Raw genomic sequence first — 16,697 nt, forward strand, 5'->3', positions numbered from 1 at the left:
GGGAATAATGTTAAAAAAGGGTTTTAGCAAGGTGCTTCAGGCTGTCTTGGCTCACAAGGTGAAAACGGCGCTGATAGCATCGGGAACCACGGCAGCTATTGCAGTTACTGCGGTTGTCATGACAAATCATCCTATGGAAATTAGGGATGAGGTGATAGCTTTAGGAGGCGGATGGCCGGATTCATTTTTTTCAGACGAATACGTAGAGCCTGAATTTGTGGATGATCCAAGCAGAACAAACAATGCATTTAATGTGGCGGATTTTGGAGAACAGGGAAATAACGGTTGGTTTTATAGATATGGTTCAGCCTTGGACCCTTGTAAATCCAGAAGACTTGAGTCTTATGACGGGGAGAAATATTTCCAGCTTGGTAAAACGGGTATGGAAATAAAATCAAACTTTATACACACTGCCGAAGGAACGGCGCCAATTCTTGAGTGGCGAGCGGCAGACGCAGGTAAGGTAAATGTACAGCTGACTTACGTAAAGAATGCTAACAAGGACAAGAATCCTTCTTATCCAGATGGTGTCACTCTTTATGTGTACAAGGGCGATGAAGCAATTGGCAGATACGAAGTAGATGTAAGTACAGATAAGGAAGAGGTTGTAGAGGAAACAATTAAGGATTTATCTGTGGAAGAATTGGAGAGCCTTTACTTTATCGTCGACCCAAATATGAACAATGCATTTGACGGCGGTTCACTTTATGTTGCAATCAACGATGTAAACGCTAAAGGGCCAACTGCTTCAGTAGATACCACAAGAGAGAATAACAATGCTAATTCTCAGGAAGATTTTGGAAAGCAGGGAAATAATGGTTGGACATATCTTTACGGTAAAAGTGTAAAGGATGCCAAGCTTGTATCCACAGAAAAAGATGGAGCATACATGAATGTTACGTCTCCAAATCTTACAATTAGCCAGTATTTCATCCATCCAGCTATAAATGACGAGGCAATGCTTTGCTGGCAGCCAGCAGTGGATGGAAAGATTGAGGTCAGAGGAAAGTACACCAAGTTTGAGCAAAACGATGGTGATCCAACATGGCCAGACGGGGTAGTTGTATCTGTTTACAAGAATGGTGAAAAACTATTCAACAAGAAGGTAGCTGCTCCAGCAAAGGGAGAAAACAGCATTTCCTTTAGAGAGCAGGACTTAGAGGTAACAACAGAAGATAAGCTATATTTTGTTGTTGATGCAGGAATCAACTCATCATATGACGGTGGATGTTTCGATATCAACATCATCGATAGAACAGGAGCAACTACAGAAGCAGATGTTCAGATAGATGAATCAGAAACCAGACAGAACTTTGCAGATGTAAAATATGATTTTGGTGAGCAGGGTAAAAACGGATGGTTCTATCAGGATGGTTTTGGAGATGAGCCAACTGGTTCATATAACATGCAAAACTTTGAAACTGAAGAAGATAGATATTTTGATAGCAGCTATTTGGAAATCAAGCGTGATTTTGTAAATACAGGAAAGGGCAAATCGGCAGTAATCAAGTGGAAGGTTGCTCAGACTGGAGATATTAAAATCGATGCATCTTATACCAAGTTCAAAAATGAAGATAAGAATCCAAGCTGGCCTGATGGTACTAGAGTAACAATCTACCACAATGATGAAGTATTAGTTCAGGAAGAGTTTGAAGCAGATACTAAAAAAGAGATTACAAAGTCATTGAACGTAGAAAAAGTGTCTGTTAAAAAAGATGACTTCATCACAATGGTAGTAAATGGTAAGGACAACAATGCTTATGATGGTGGAAAATATGAGTTTTCAATCAAGGGATTAACACCTCTTACAGGAAAGACCCATAAGGATGTTACTTATACAGGAGGCTCTAGAACAAATAATGCTTCTATGCAGGAAGATTTTGGCAAGCAGGGAAGCAATGGATGGGTATTCCAGTCAGGATATTATCTTGATCCAGATTTTGCAGTAAATGTTGAAACTTATAAAGAGAATGATAAGTACACAACTAACGACGGAATTGAAATAAAGAGAGATTACATCATGCCAGCCAATAAAGGCAGATCAGCAAATGTAAAATGGGTTGCAGCTCAGACTGGTCCAGTAGATATTTCATTGACTTATACAAAGCTAAAAAATGAGGATGCAAATCCTGATTGGCCAGATGGTGTAACAGTATATCTTAAGAAAAACAATGAAATTCTTAAACAGCAGGATTTCGAACCTCTTACAGACAAGGAAGTTACAAAAGATTTGTCGGTGGAAGGGGTAAATGTGAAAGCTGGTGATTGTCTGACACTTATGGTAGATGGCAAGGAAAACACTGCTTATGACGGTGGTAATTTCACATTTGTAATTGAAGATGCAGATTTAAAAACTGTTGATATGGTAAACAATAGTGGTAGCAACTACGCTAACCTTGCTTTAGATTTTGGTGAGCAGGGTAACAATGGTTGGTACTACTGGGAAGGCAAGAGTGTAGATAAGGCAGAGGTCCTTCGCCAGAAGACAGAGGACGGTACAGGCTACACCTCTAGAAAGCTTAAGGGCTTAGAGGTTAAGAAGGATTTCGTTCAGCCTCGTCTCAATGCTCATGCAATGTATAAGTGGGTTGTTGCTGTGGATGGTCAAATTGATATAACTGGAGCCTATGTGAAATTTGGACACGAAGATCCAAATGCATCATGGCCTGATGGAACAGTAGTAACGGTTTACAAGAATGGCAAGGATATATTTGATGAAACTTGTTTTTGTCCTCGAGGGGAAGACCGAAGCAACAAAACAGATATTAATATTTCAAAGCTGAGTGTAAAAGCAGGAGATGTAATTACCTTTGATATTGGTTGTAATAAAAATAATGCCTGGGATGGTGGTCGTCTTGAAATCGACATTGAGGATGCCAATGCTACAAAGGTAGGAGTAGGAGATAAAAAGAGAACAAACAATACTGTTCTTGGTGCTATCGACTCTATTGAGCAAGGTACGGATGGATGGTGGTTCTTAGACGGAACATCTCTGAAAGATGCAAAGGTTCTTCATTACATGAATGATGATAAAACTGCTTATCTTTCAGGTAAAAATGAAGGTCTTGAAATAAAGAAGGATTATATACATCCAGGAAAAGATGGAGCAGCCATTTATCAGTGGGTAGCTTATTCAGACGGCAAAATTGATATTTTAGGAGATTATGTAAAGTTTGGTCAGAATGATTCAAATCCAAGCTATCCAGATGGTACAAAGATTCAAATCTACATAAATGATAAGCTTTTAACTGAGCAGGATGTTGCAGTATTTGCAGGTGATGGAAATGATAACAAAATCGATTTCATGTTCACGAAGCAAGAGGTTCATCGCGGAGACAAGGTATCATTTGTAATCTCAGCAAAAGGAAATAATGCATATGATGCTGGCAAGCTTTCAGTCAGCATATACGAAGCAAAGGAAGCAGCATCAAGTAGAACAAATAATACAGACCTTAAAAAAGCATTTGGTGAGCAGGGCTCAGATGGTTGGTACTATGGAATGTGTGACTGGGATGGCAAGAACTTTGAATTGCTTGAAATGGACACAGAAAACAACAGATATTACAACAATGGCAAGCCAGAGCTGAAGGCAGATTTTGTCGAACCAGGAAATGGTAAGAATGCTGCATACAAATGGGTAGCCGGTGAAACAGGAAAGATTAAGATAACAGGAAAATATACTAAGTTTGTTAGCAGCGATGATCCTGCAGCAGATGGTGTAGTTATTCGAATCTTTATCAATGGAGAGGAAAAGAAGTTTATCGGTGTTCAAGGAAACTTCTCAAGTGAAGTAACCAGAGATATCAATGAAGAGTATGTTGTTCATGAGGGAGATGAAATCGTATTTGCGGTAAATCCTGAGGGCAATGACAGCTACGATGGTGGACGTCTTGAAATCAAAATTTCTGATGGAACAGGAAATGATGAGGAGGATGAGCCAGAGACTCCAGAGATTCCAGATGATCCAGAGACTCCAGATGATCCAGATAATCCAGAAACTCCTGGTGAAAACACAGACCCAGAACCATCAGATGATCCAGCAACAGATGGCAGAACAAATAATACTAGCCTAGCATCTGCATTTGGAGAGCAGGGTTCTGATGGATGGTACTACGGAATGTGCGACTGGGATGGAGCTAACTTTAGCGAGTTAAGCTACGATTCAGGAGCAAACAGATATTACAATGATGGCAAGCCAGAGCTTAAGTCGGATTTTGTAGAGCCAGGAAATGGCAGAAATGCAGCTTACAAATGGGTGGTAGCAGAAGATGGCACAATCAACATTTCTGGAAGCTATGTGAAGTTTGCAAATAGTGAAGATGAAAATGCTACAGGAACCTGCATGAGAATTAGAGTTAACGGTCAGGAGATTTACTTCGAGAATCAAACAGCTGGAAACTTTGATTCAGAAAGAGAAGCCACATTTGATAAAACAATAGATGTAAAGAAAGGTGATGTAATACTATTTGCTATAGATCCTGAAGGCAATGATGCCTGGGATGGCGGCAGATTAGTGGTTAATATTAAATCAGTGGATTAGTTGATTGATAACAGGTAATCGGAAACCTCTGGGGAAACCGCCTCAGAGGCAACGATGCCAATATAAAGATGTTCAGAAAAACCTGCTTGAACAAATAAATTAGAGTAAGATAAATCAATGGCATAAGGAACTTGACCTTCATCCTCTAGATAATAGTTTTCTAATTTGTTTGCGAGAGCAGGATTTTTTGACTCTAAATAATCCTTTGGATTTGTAAGATATCCAGCGTTATTAGCCATTTCGATGCCGTAGCTATCAGCAACAATAATATCAAGCTTGCCAGCACTAATGGCAGACATAAGCTTCATAGAGGATGCATAGGCATACTCCAGATTGTCGCTAGCTGGATCTTCAGTGATAAGTAGATTTGTGTAATTAGAAATGTTAAGACCTGTCGCATCATCGATAGATTCAAGCAAACTATCATCTGCGGCAATGTTTACATATGCCACATATAAATCTATATCATGATTTTTTTGTACGGTTCTTATGATAGAAAAAAGAATACAAATAATAGCTGCAGTGACTATTATGTGGATTTTGTAGTAATCCATGATGTACTGCAGCTTTTGTTTTTTGTTTAATTGTGAAAATGTATTAGTTTTGTTCTTCATAGTTCTCAGTGCTTTGTAGCTCGCATTGAATCAAAATATTTTTCATTAGCATGGAATTAATAAGTGCACATGTGCCAACACCCAGGATGATACATGGTGTACAAACATAATATACGATGTATCCCATAATAAGAAATACGCCAAACATTATGACAGTGCAAAAAATGAAACGCATTCCAAGCATAATTGAGTTCTTGAAAAGATTAGCTATCGTATTTTCGAAGTGTGCATGCAAAGGATAAATCCAAAGCAATACTATCGTATATGCGATAGAGGCAATGATAAGTACTGCACTGATTAATGTCCAAAGCTTTGATGTAAAACAAAGATGATAAAGAATGTATCCATCTGTGAGGATGATGCATCCTAGCAATGTCATAATCAATCCGATAATAGTGCTTTTCTTAAAATCATCCTTAAAAGCTTTAAAGAAAGCCTTTGTAATATAGCCTTCTTCATCTTTTACTATCTTTTGACAGCAGTAGTACAAAGCTGTTGTAGATGCGCCGATTGTGACGATTGGAATACAGCAAATGAACCAAAGTATGTTTAGCCAAACGCTGTACACAATCTTTGTAAGAAAGGTCAGAACCGGACCATCGTAATTAAGTAAATTTCTCATAAAATCTCCTACTAATTAATCTCTAGTAGATTCCCTATAAATAAGGTTTGTCTCAGTATAAACGGTGCGATAGTTTAAATCAGGCTGTTCGATACGAGATACCAAAAGGTTTGCAGCAGTGAAGCCCATTATCTGTGAGTGAATGTGACAGGTGGTTAAAGCAGGTGTCATAACCTTTGATTCTGCTGAATCATCGAAGCCTGCAATCATAACATCCTTTGGATAAGAACGATCAAGGACCTTAAGGCAGTTGATTATATCAATTGCAACAAAATCGTTTGCACAGATAAGTAATTCTGGAAGCTCATCAAGAGCTGAGATTGCTTTAAAAAGATTTGCAAAGTATTCTGGCCCATGTGGATGAACATCTGAAAAATCAAACTTTTCATCAATAGGAAGATTGTTTAAATACATTGCATTTCTGAAAGCCATATATCTTTCAAAGAAAGAGCGGCAGTGATTTGCCTGACCAACAAATCCAATCTTTGTAACACCGCGTTCTTTCATATTAGAAATCAAGTTAAAGAAGCCTGCGGAATTGTCCATCATAAGCACGTCCGCTTCAAGCTGCTTGCTGTAGCTTTCTACAGGTGCATCCACAAAAAGCATTGGTATGCCAAGGCTGCAAAGCATCTCGCAGTATTTTTGATTGAACATCTCTACACAGATGATGCCTTTTGTGTGCTCTTTGTTAAAGCTGGCTGGTAGAACCATATCAGCAATATTGGCAGGAGTAACACGATGCATCAACATGCTATATCCCAAATCTGTAATTTCGTGCTGGAATTTATCTAACATAGTAGAAGCAAAATGGGAGTTATCCAAAAAGCTTCCTGTAAAAAGAGCTATTTCACCAGTGTGTTCTGGTTTCTTCACTATGCTTCCTCCGAAGATATCGGAAACTGAATTTGCATATGAAAACTGCTTGTACCCCATTTCAACAGCTTTCGCTAATACCTTTTCGCGTGTGGCATCGGCGAGGATGCCAGTGTTATTTATTGCCTTTGATACGGTGTTTCTTGAAACGCCAAGTGCATCGGCAATATCTTGAATTGTAACTTTGTTTGCCATTATATTCTCCTATTTATTTTATGTAAAAATCCGCTGTAGGATTTATTGTCTAAATCCGTTGGTAAAATTATAAAATGTAAAAATGTATTTGTCAAATGTAAAAATTGAGATGGTTCATTTTTACAAAAAGAAAAGTAGAGTATTGTAATAATGTTACAAATAAACAAAATCGCATTGACACAAATGTAAAAAATGGTATAGTAAATTCATACACAAGTTGTGCAAACGCACACAAATGTTTTGGGTGTATATGAGGAGGATAAATGGAAAAGGAAGGCAAATTTCACAATACGATTACGTATGTGACACATCATTGGAGACTATATGTTTTCTTCTTGGGACCAGCGCTTTTACTTACAATCATTTTTAAGTATTTGCCAATGGGTGGTATTTTGATTGCATTTGAAAAGTACAGTCCTTTCAAAGGCTTTTTCGGAAGCGAATGGGTTGGGGTTGAATACTTTCAGCAATTCCTATCATCACCGGATTTCATTTCATATCTGGTAAACACATTAAAGCTTAGTGTTTTTGGATTGTTATGGGGATTCCCAGTTCCAATCATTCTTGCACTTTTGCTTAACAGAATAGAAAGCAGCAAGATCAAACAAAAGATTCAGCTTGTTTTATACATGCCAAACTTCATATCAGTAATTGTACTTTGCGGTATGGTTAGAATTCTTCTTTCAGTAACAGGACCAGTTAATATGTTGTTCCATACAACAATCAACTTCCTTACACTTCCAGAGGCATTCAGACCTATCTACATTATAAGTGGTATCTGGCAGGGTGCAGGTTGGGCATCAATCATGTATACAGCATCACTTGCAAATGCCAGCCAGGAATTAAAGGAAGCAGCTCAGATTGATGGAGCAAACATCTTCCAGCAGATAAAGGCAGTTGAGTGGCCTGCTATTAAAGATATGGTAATCATCCAGTTCATTTTACAGGCTGGTAACATAATGAGCATTGGTTTTGAAAAGGCATATGCTTTACAGACAGACTTGAACTTAGGTGCTTCAGAAATCATTGCAACTTACGTGTACAAAAAAGGTTTGTTGGATGGAAATTACAGTTATTCAACAGCGGTTGGTTTGTTCAATACAGTCATCAACTTAATCTTACTTTTATCAGTAAACAAAGTTGTTGAAAAAATGAACGACGGCCAGGGCCTGTAATTGGGAGGATACGATGGAGAATAAGAAAAAGAAGAAAAGTACATTTGCCAAGTATTCAGCTGGTGATAAAACATTCTTATTAGTTGGATATGTACTTTTAGGATTATTTGTATTGGCCATAATCGTGCCAATGGTTTACATAGTAATTGCTTCATTTATGGATCCAATTACATTGCAAAACCAAGGAATCTCATTTGACTTAGATAAATGGACATTAACAGCATATGAAAGAGTTATTTCCAATTCACAGATTTGGGTAGGCTTTAGAAATGCCGTAATTTATTCGTTGTTGTTTACCTTCCTATCAGTCGCTATAACAATGCTTTGTGCCTACCCAATGTCATTGGATGACTTCAAAGGAAAAAAGTTTTTCAACGTAATTTTTATGATAACAATGTTCTTCGGCGGTGGATTGATTCCTACATATTTGTTAATCAGCAACCTTGGTCTTCTTGATAGCATGTGGGCAGTAATTCTTCCAGGAGCATTCTCAGTTTGGAACATGATTATTGCACGTACATATTATAAAGGAATCCCAGGAGAGCTTAGGGAAGCAGCAGAAGTTGATGGAGCAAATGAGCTCACATTATTCTTCAAGATTCTACTTCCAGTATGTACACCAGTTATTGCGGTGCTTTGCTTATGGCAGTTCGTTGGAATGTGGAACAGCTACTTCGATGCAATGATTTATTTAAACACAGCTTCAAAGCAGCCATTACAGTTGGTGCTTAGAGCTATATTGATTCAGAACCAGCCAGATGCAGGAATGATTGCAGATATGCAGTCAACAGCAGAAAGAGCAAGACTTGCAGAGTTATTAAAATACTCAACAATCATTATTTCAAGCTTGCCACTTTTAGTTATGTATCCATTCTTCCAGAAGTATTTCGATGCTGGAATTATGGTTGGCTCAGTTAAGGGATAAATAGTAGCGTGTAGCTATTATATATATTAAATGGAGGAGATAAAATGAAGAAAAATGTAAAGAGATTCGCAGCAGCCGCTCTTGCTATGACTATGGCAGCGTCAGCATTCACAGGCTGTGGATCAAAGGGTAACAGCGCAAGCAACGCAGACAAGGTAGATGTATCAAATCTATCATTTCCTTTGGATGAGAAGGTAACAATCACAGGTATGATTAGCTACCCAACAGGAACAGAGGAGGAACCAAACAATCGTACAATCTTCAAGAGACTTGAGGATGACACAAACGTACATGTTGAGTGGACAGCCATTTCATCAGATCAGTGGGGCGACAAGATTTCATTGAATATGGCAAATGTAAACACACTTACAGATTTCGTATTCAATGCAGGCTTCAGTGATAGTGACCTTTTAAGATATGCAGATCAGGGTGTTATCATTCCTGTAGAGGATTACATTGATGAGTACATGCCAAACTTAAGCACTGTATTCGAGAAGTATCCAGAATATCGCACAATGTGCGAAGATGAAAATGGTCACATTTGGGCATTGCCTTGGATTGAGCAGCTTGGTTCAGAAAAGACTGCTATCCAGACTGTTGGTAACAACATGACATTCATCAACCAGAAGTGGTTAGATTTTCTTGGACTTGAAACACCTACAACAGTAGATGAGTTTGAGCAGGTTCTTTTAGCTTTCCAGGAGCACTCAAGTGAGCTTCAGAAAGAGTTTAACATTGATGGTGACATCATTCCTATGTCATGCATCGTAAATGATCAGGATCCAAACCTTTTGATTAATGGTTTTGGCGATGGTATCGGTGATGTAGATATGGGTCAGCATATTGCAGTAAATGATGACGGAAAAGTTGTATGTACTGCAACTACAGATGGTTTTAGAGATGGTGTAGAATGGTTACATAAGCTTTACAGCGAAGGCTTAATCGATCCAGAGTGCTTCACACAGGATTGGTCAACATACGTTGCAAAGGGTAAATCACACAGATATGGTGTATGCTTCTCATGGGATGTTGCAAACATCGACAACATTCAGGACTATGTACCACTTGCAGCTCTTAAGGCAGATACAGTAAGCGTTACTCCACAGAACGGTTCATTCACTTCTGGTTTTGATAGAGGACGTTGCGTAGTAACAAGTGTTTGTTCAAACCCTGCATTAGTATGTGCTTGGTTAGATCAGATGTATGATCCATTCCAGTCTCCACAGAACAACTGGGGTACATACGGTGAGGATGATGATTTCGATATCTTCGAGCTTAGCGAGAATGCAAACGGTGAGCCAATGCTTAAGCATGCAGCTTTAGGTGATGCATCACCAGTTGAGGTTCGTGAAGCAGAGTGCGTAGGCGGACCACTTGCAGTATTAGATGAGTACTATGATGTTTATGTAACTTGCCCAGATGATGCTCAGTATCGTCTTGATTGGATTAAGGACTACTACACAGATGATATGCACTGCAAGTATGTATATCCAAAGGTATTTATGTCTGCTGATGATACAGAAAAGCTTTCAGCTATTCAGACAGATTTAGTATCTTACTTAAATTCAAGCAAGGCTGAGTTTATTAGAGATGGTATTACAGATGCTACATGGCAGTCATACCTTGATCAGGTTGATAGCTATGGCTTAGATCAATATTTGGAAATCTATCAGAAATACTTTGATGATTTCTATGCTAATTAAGAAATAAAACACGGAAGGAATTAGAAATACCAATGAGCAGTCAAACACTTAGAGAGGCGAGAAAATACGAGGAGGTCTATGATAAATTAATCCCTGAGGAGAATAGACCAAAGTTTCATTTGTCGCCTAGGGTTGGTTGGATGAATGACCCTAATGGATTAAGTTATTATGAAGGGAAGTATCATTTATTCTACCAGTATCATCCATATGATGCACACTGGGGTCCAATGCATTGGGGCCATGCCACAAGTAAGGATTTGCTTCATTGGGAGTTTCTTCCAGTTGCTTTGGCTCCAGATGAGTTCTACGACAAGGATGGCGTCTTTTCAGGAAGTGCCATTACTCTAGAGGATGGCAGACATCTTCTTATCTATACTGGCGTTATGAAAAGAACAGCTGAAAATGGTCAGATGAAAGAGTTCCAGACACAGTGTATAGCAGTCGGTGATGGATTAGATTACGAGAAATACGAAAACAATCCTGTTATTAATTCAAATCTTATCCCTGATGGGTCAAGCAAAACAGATTTTAGAGATCCAAAGATTTGGAAAAAAGAAGATGGCAGCTACAGATGTTTAGTTGCCAACAGAGCACCAGATGGAAGTGGACAATTGCTTCTATTTAAGAGTTCAGATTGCATTCACTGGGATTTCGAGAAGATATTTGCAAAGAATGAGCGCAGATATGGTCTCATGTGGGAATGTCCAGACTTCTTTGAATTAGAAGGCAAAGGTGTTCTTTTAACAAGTCCACAGGATATGCTTCCTGAAGGATTTGAATTCCACAACGGCAATGGTAACCTTTGCATAATTGGTGATTTCGATGCTGCAACAGATACATTTACAGAAGAAAATGTTCAGGCAGTTGATTACGGAATTGATTTCTACGCTATGCAGACAATTCTCACAGAAGATGGCAGAAGAGTCATGATTGGCTGGATGCAGAACTGGGATACAACAGGAGCTCACGATGGTTCAGAACCATGGTTTGGCCAGATGTCACTTCCAAGAGAGCTTTCTATCAGAGATGGTAGATTATGCCAGTGGCCAATTAAAGAAGTGGAAGATATGCGTTCTAATAAAGTAGAGTATCGTAATTACGATATTACTGCTACAAAGAACATCAAAGACAGTGATAGCGAAAGCGTTGCAGGTGGTGTTTCATTAGAAGGCATTAATGGCAGATGTTTAGATTTAGAATTAGAAGTTAAGCCTAAGGATATTCAGGCTATGTATGACAGATTTGTTATCTCAATTGCAGCAGATGACAAGTATCATACGGATATCGTTCTTCGTCCAAAGGAAAACATTGCAAAGATTGACAGAAAGTTTTCTGGTTCAAGACGTGCAATAGTGCATCAGCGTAGAACTCATATTCCATGGAAGAGCGAGACAATCAAGCTTAGAATTGTAATGGATAGATACAGCATGGAAGTATTCTTCGAGGATGGAATGTACGTTATGACAGCATCACTTCCAACTGATGTATCTTGCGATGGCATCTATTTCAACACTAATGAGGATGCAGTTATCAACATTACAAAATACGATCTAAACTAAATTGATTATTGCCACCGACGGACAAATGTCCGCCCTACGGAAATTTTTTATTGTAATACTGAAAAAATTATAGTATAGTATCAAGAGCGATTACTTTAGTTTAGTAAAGTGACCTCTTGATACTTTTTTTGTGTAGATTTGAATGTGAAAACTCTATCCTATACAGAACAAATGTGCTATTATGGATGCGTACGATAGTATCAAGATAAGGAAGGTTTTACATGGATCTATTTGATTACATGAGACAGGAAGCAAAGAAAAAGGAATCGCCTCTTGCCGCTAGGCTTCGTCCTACCACACTTGATGAAGTGGTTGGTCAGCAGCACATCATTGGCAAGGACAAGCTACTCTACAGAGCCATTAAGGCGGACAAGCTTTCTTCTATTATATTTTATGGACCACCTGGTACAGGCAAGACCACACTTGCACAGGTAATCGCCCACACCACATCTGCAGAGTTTACTTCCATCAATGCCACCACATCCGGCAAAAAGGACATGGAGGCAGTTGTTGAGGGAGCCAAACAGACACTTGGTGCATACGGCAAAAAAACAATTCTATTTATCGATGAGATTCACAGATTCAATAAAGGCCAGCAGGATTATCTGCTTCCATTCGTTGAGGACGGCACCATCATTCTTATAGGAGCCACCACTGAGAATCCATACTTCGAGGTCAACGGAGCTTTGCTTTCCCGTTCAATCATCTTCGAGCTAAAGCCACTTGATATAGAGGATATTAAAACCCTCATCAACAGAGCTTTAACAGATTCAGAAAAGGGACTTGGAAGCTACGATGCTGTTATCGATGATGACGCTTTAGAGTTTTTAGCAGACATTGCAAATGGTGATGCCAGAAGCGCACTCACAGCTATTGAGCTTGGCGTTCTCACTACAGACAGATCCGATGATGGAAAAATCCACATCACCATAGATGTTGCCAGTGAATGCATTCAGCGTAGAGTTATCAAATACGACAAAGATGGCGATAATCATTACGACACCATCTCTGCTTTTATAAAGAGTATGAGAGGCTCAGATCCAGATGCGGCTGTTTATTATTTGGCTCGAATGCTTTACGCAGGAGAGGATCCCAAATTCATTGCAAGACGTATATGTATTTGTGCATCAGAGGATGTAGGAAATGCTGATCCTCAGGCACTGGTAGTTGCTACCAGCGCATTCCTTGCAACAGAACGAATCGGTATGCCAGAGTGTCAGATTATTCTTTCTCACGCTGCTACATACGTAGCTTGTGCACCTAAATCAAATTCAGCCTACGGAGCTATTGATTTAGCCATGCAGGAGGTGAGAAACAACCACACGCGACCAATTCCAACACATCTGCAGGATGCACACTATAAGTCTGCTGGAAAGCTAGGACATGGCATAGGTTATGAATATGCTCACGATTATCCTAACCATTTCTCACACCAGAGATATCTTCCAGAGGGACTTGAAAGGGGAGATTTTTACAGACCAGGAAATCTCGGTTATGAACAAGTTATTAATGAGTACTTAGATAAAGTACGAAATAATAAATAAAGTAAATGAAAGAGGACCAACAATGAAAAAGTACAGTGAAATGTCACCCGAAGAACTTGAAGCAGAGAAGGAGCTACTTAGAAAAGAGTATGTTGCTTGGCAGGCAAAGGGCTTAAAGCTTGATATGAGCCGTGGAAAGCCATCTGTAGAGCAGCTCAATCTTTCTATGCCACTTTTCGACATCCTTGATGGAAAGTCTCTTATGAAATGCATGAATGGTGTTGAGACTAGAAATTACGGACAGTTGGAAGGCATCGTAGAAGCTCAGCATCTTATGGCAGAGATTATGGATTGCCAGCCAGAGCAGGTAATTGTATGCGGCAACTCATCATTAAACATCATGTTTGATACAGTTGCTCGTGGATACATGTTTGGTTTCGATGGCTGCACACCATGGTGCAAGCTTGAGAGAGTTAAATGGCTTTGCCCAGTTCCTGGTTATGACAGACATTTTGCTATCACACAGCATTTTGGTTTCGATATGATAAACATCCCTATGAATGAGGATGGTCCTGATATGGATGTTGTTGAGGGACTTGTTGCAGCAGATGACACAATCAAGGGTATCTGGTGCGTACCAAAGTACTCAAATCCTCAGGGTATTGTATACTCAGACGAAGTTGTTAGACGTATGGCAAATCTTAAGCCAGCAGCTAAGGACTTCAGGGTATTCTGGGATAACGCATATGCGGTACATCACTTATACAAAGAAAAGAGCAAGATTTTAAATATCCTTCACGAGTGTGAGGAAGCAGACAATCCAAATCTCGTATTTGAGTTCGCTTCTACTTCTAAAATCACATTTGCAGGTGGTGGAATTGCAGCTATCGCATGCAACCACAACAATCGTGAGGAGCTCAAGAAGACACTTACAGTTCAGACAATTGGCTTTGACAAAATCAACATGCTTCGTCATGCTAGATATTTCCAGGATGTTGAGTCTGTATCAAAGCACATGGAAAGACATGCAAAGATTCTTCGTCCTAAGTTTGAGCTTGTTATCAAGACAATGGAAGAGGATTTAACAGGCCCAGGATGTGGTTCATGGATTTCTCCAAAGGGTGGATACTTCATCACATTTGAGGCTCCAAAGGGAACAGCTACACGTATCGTAGATTTAGCAGCAGAGGCAGGCGTTAAGCTTACACCAGCTGGTGCACCATTCCCATACCACATGGATCCAAGCGATTCAATCATTAGATTTGCTCCATCTCTTCCACCAATCGAAGAATTAGAGGAAGCAGCAAAAATCTTTACAGTTTGTGCTCGTATTGCATATCTTGAAAAACTTATTTTGGCCAAGGCTGAATAGGAGGTTTCTTTATGAAGATAGGTTTTATTGGAACAGGTAACATGGGCAGCGCCATGATGGGAGGAATCATTTCCTCAGGCATGGTAGAAGCTACTGATGTTATGGCTACAGATATTTTCCAGGCAGCGCTTGATAGAATCAGCGATGAGTTTGGAGTACACACAAGCACTAACAACAGAGACGCAGTAGAATTTGCAGACATCATCTTTCTTGCTGTAAAGCCTCAGTTTTTAGCTAAGGTTGTAGATGGCATCAAGGATATGGATTTCAGTGATAAGCTTGTTGTTAGTATTGCTGCTGGACAGTCATTGGAGCGTCTTGCAGGAATGTTTGGCAAGGAGCTCAAGCTCATTCGTGTAATGCCAAATACTCCAGCACTTGTTGGGGAAGGCATGAGTGCTCTTAGCCCTAATGAGCTTGTTTCAGAGGACGAGGCAGCCACTGTATTAAAGCTTTTTGAAGCATTTGGACAGGCAGAAATTATTCCAGAGCGTCTTCAGGATGCAGTAGTTGGAATCAGCGGTTCTTCACCAGCCTATGTTTATATGTTCATCGAAGCACTTGCTGACGGAGCAGTTGCAGAGGGAATGCCTCGCACACAAGCATACAAGTTTGCAGCGCAGGCAGTTCTTGGCTCAGCTAAAATGGTTCTTGAAACTGGTGAGCATCCAGGAGTTCTCAAGGATGCAGTTTGCTCTCCAGGTGGCACCACTATCGAGGCTGTCGCAGCTCTTGAGGCAGCAGGATTCAGAAGTGCAGTTATCGAAGCAGAACGAATCTGTATCGAAAAATCTAGAGACTTATAATATGTAAAAAATCTTACATCAAAGGCACAAAAAGTAAGGGCCACAATATTTTTTATAATGATAATATGTAACTATTCAGAATAATCTGGGGTATATCAGATTAGGCTGAATAGTTATTTTTTTGCAAAAAAGGAGAGAATGTTATGAATATCCTAAGACCGGACAGCGAGGTAATGGAATTTCTAGGGAAGGCGACGGATTTAATTATATTAAATTTGCTTTGTGTTCTATGTTCTATACCAATAATCACAATTGGTGCGTCTTTTACTGCTAAATATTATGTTTCCATGAAGATAGCTAAGGGAGAAGAACCAAATGCAGTAAAAAGCTTCTTTAAGTCATTTTGCTTAAATTTCAAGCAGATTACTCCAGTATGGATTGCGGAGTTGTTGGTATTACTGGTTTTAGCTTTTGATTGGTACAACCTTTTCTTTGGAATGGCCAAATCAATGCCTATTCCTATGAGAGTGGTACTAGCAGTTATTACTTTTTTGGTATGGTCAATTATTTATTGCATGTTTCCTTTTATGGCAAGATTTCAGACCACAACAAAGGATTTGGTAAAGGCATCCATAGTTATGGCAATACTTAATATCCCAAGAATGGTACTGATTTTTATAGTAACTTTTTTACCATATATTATTTGTGCATGGTATATCCAGTGGGGGCTGGGAATTTGGATACTTGTTACTACTGTCTCTCTTTACTACATCAGTAAGGAATTCGACACTCAGCTAGAAATGATTACAAAAGACTAACTATTAAAGAAAGTCAATAAAAATGTTTTAAAACAGAAATGTTTTGAATATAGCGGTGGTGACTATAT

12 protein-coding genes are annotated in these 16,697 nt (G+C 39.3%); 9 read left to right on the forward strand and 3 right to left on the reverse strand.

Features of this window, described 5'->3' with window-relative positions:
- Nucleotides 1-7: 7 nt before the first annotated feature.
- Complete coding sequence (locus E7274_RS07440) at nucleotides 8-4,540, forward strand: hypothetical protein (RefSeq protein WP_304174928.1); 4,533 nt, start codon at nucleotides 8-10, stop codon at nucleotides 4,538-4,540.
- On the opposite strand, the gene E7274_RS07445 is transcribed toward E7274_RS07440, so the two are convergent.
- Genes E7274_RS07445 through E7274_RS07455 form a run of 3 tightly spaced genes read right to left on the reverse strand, consistent with a single transcriptional unit; the run spans nucleotide 4,537 to nucleotide 6,847 of the window.
- On the reverse strand, nucleotides 4,537-5,154 hold the full coding sequence (locus tag E7274_RS07445) for a hypothetical protein (protein ID WP_304174930.1): 618 nt from the start codon (nucleotides 5,152-5,154) through the stop codon (nucleotides 4,537-4,539). The two genes, E7274_RS07440 and E7274_RS07445, sit on opposite strands and share 4 nt — an antisense overlap.
- Nucleotides 5,138-5,776: a YesL family protein gene (locus tag E7274_RS07450; protein ID WP_304174933.1), complete on the reverse strand. Its 639-nt coding sequence runs from the start codon at nucleotides 5,774-5,776 to the stop codon at nucleotides 5,138-5,140. Before E7274_RS07450 ends, E7274_RS07445 begins: the two co-directional genes overlap by 17 nt.
- A 15-nt stretch (nucleotides 5,777-5,791) precedes the next feature.
- Nucleotides 5,792-6,847 carry a LacI family DNA-binding transcriptional regulator gene (locus tag E7274_RS07455; protein ID WP_304174935.1) on the reverse strand — a complete coding sequence of 352 codons (1,056 nt, stop codon included), beginning with the start codon at nucleotides 6,845-6,847 and terminating at the stop codon, nucleotides 5,792-5,794.
- 263 nt (nucleotides 6,848-7,110) lie between these two features.
- Here E7274_RS07455 and E7274_RS07460 point away from each other — a divergent pair, with 263 nt between their 5' ends.
- The 8 genes from E7274_RS07460 (at nucleotide 7,111) to E7274_RS07495 (ending at nucleotide 16,629) form a co-directional block, all read left to right on the forward strand.
- Nucleotides 7,111-8,022: an ABC transporter permease gene (locus tag E7274_RS07460; protein ID WP_304174937.1), complete on the forward strand. Its 912-nt coding sequence runs from the start codon at nucleotides 7,111-7,113 to the stop codon at nucleotides 8,020-8,022.
- Nucleotides 8,023-8,035: 13 nt separating this feature from the next.
- Nucleotides 8,036-8,947 (forward strand): carbohydrate ABC transporter permease, encoded by a 912-nt coding sequence (locus tag E7274_RS07465; RefSeq protein WP_304174938.1) that lies wholly within the window; start codon nucleotides 8,036-8,038, stop codon nucleotides 8,945-8,947.
- A 44-nt stretch (nucleotides 8,948-8,991) separates the two neighbouring features.
- On the forward strand, nucleotides 8,992-10,650 hold the full coding sequence (locus E7274_RS07470) for an ABC transporter substrate-binding protein (protein WP_304174940.1): 1,659 nt from the start codon (nucleotides 8,992-8,994) through the stop codon (nucleotides 10,648-10,650).
- Nucleotides 10,651-10,682: 32 nt separating this feature from the next.
- Nucleotides 10,683-12,209, forward strand: a complete 1,527-nt coding sequence (locus E7274_RS07475) for a glycoside hydrolase family 32 protein (protein WP_304174943.1) — start codon at nucleotides 10,683-10,685, stop codon at nucleotides 12,207-12,209.
- Between the two features lie 221 nt (nucleotides 12,210-12,430).
- Nucleotides 12,431-13,753 carry a replication-associated recombination protein A gene (locus tag E7274_RS07480; RefSeq protein ID WP_044936011.1) on the forward strand — a complete coding sequence of 441 codons (1,323 nt, stop codon included), beginning with the start codon at nucleotides 12,431-12,433 and terminating at the stop codon, nucleotides 13,751-13,753.
- A 22-nt stretch (nucleotides 13,754-13,775) separates the two neighbouring features.
- Nucleotides 13,776-15,065 (forward strand): aminotransferase, encoded by a 1,290-nt coding sequence (locus E7274_RS07485; RefSeq protein ID WP_090478405.1) that lies wholly within the window; start codon nucleotides 13,776-13,778, stop codon nucleotides 15,063-15,065.
- An 11-nt stretch (nucleotides 15,066-15,076) separates the two neighbouring features.
- Nucleotides 15,077-15,871, forward strand: coding sequence for a pyrroline-5-carboxylate reductase (proC, locus tag E7274_RS07490; RefSeq protein WP_304174945.1), 795 nt, complete (start codon nucleotides 15,077-15,079; stop codon nucleotides 15,869-15,871).
- Nucleotides 15,872-16,014: 143 nt separating this feature from the next.
- A complete protein-coding gene (locus E7274_RS07495; RefSeq protein WP_304174947.1) occupies nucleotides 16,015-16,629 on the forward strand; it encodes a YesL family protein in 615 nt (204 codons plus the stop codon).
- Nucleotides 16,630-16,697: the final 68 nt, after the last annotated feature.

Origin of the sequence: Pseudobutyrivibrio ruminis, from assembly GCF_015057245.1 — a bacterium.
GTDB classification, from domain to species: Bacteria; Bacillota; Clostridia; order Lachnospirales; family Lachnospiraceae; genus Pseudobutyrivibrio; species Pseudobutyrivibrio ruminis_E.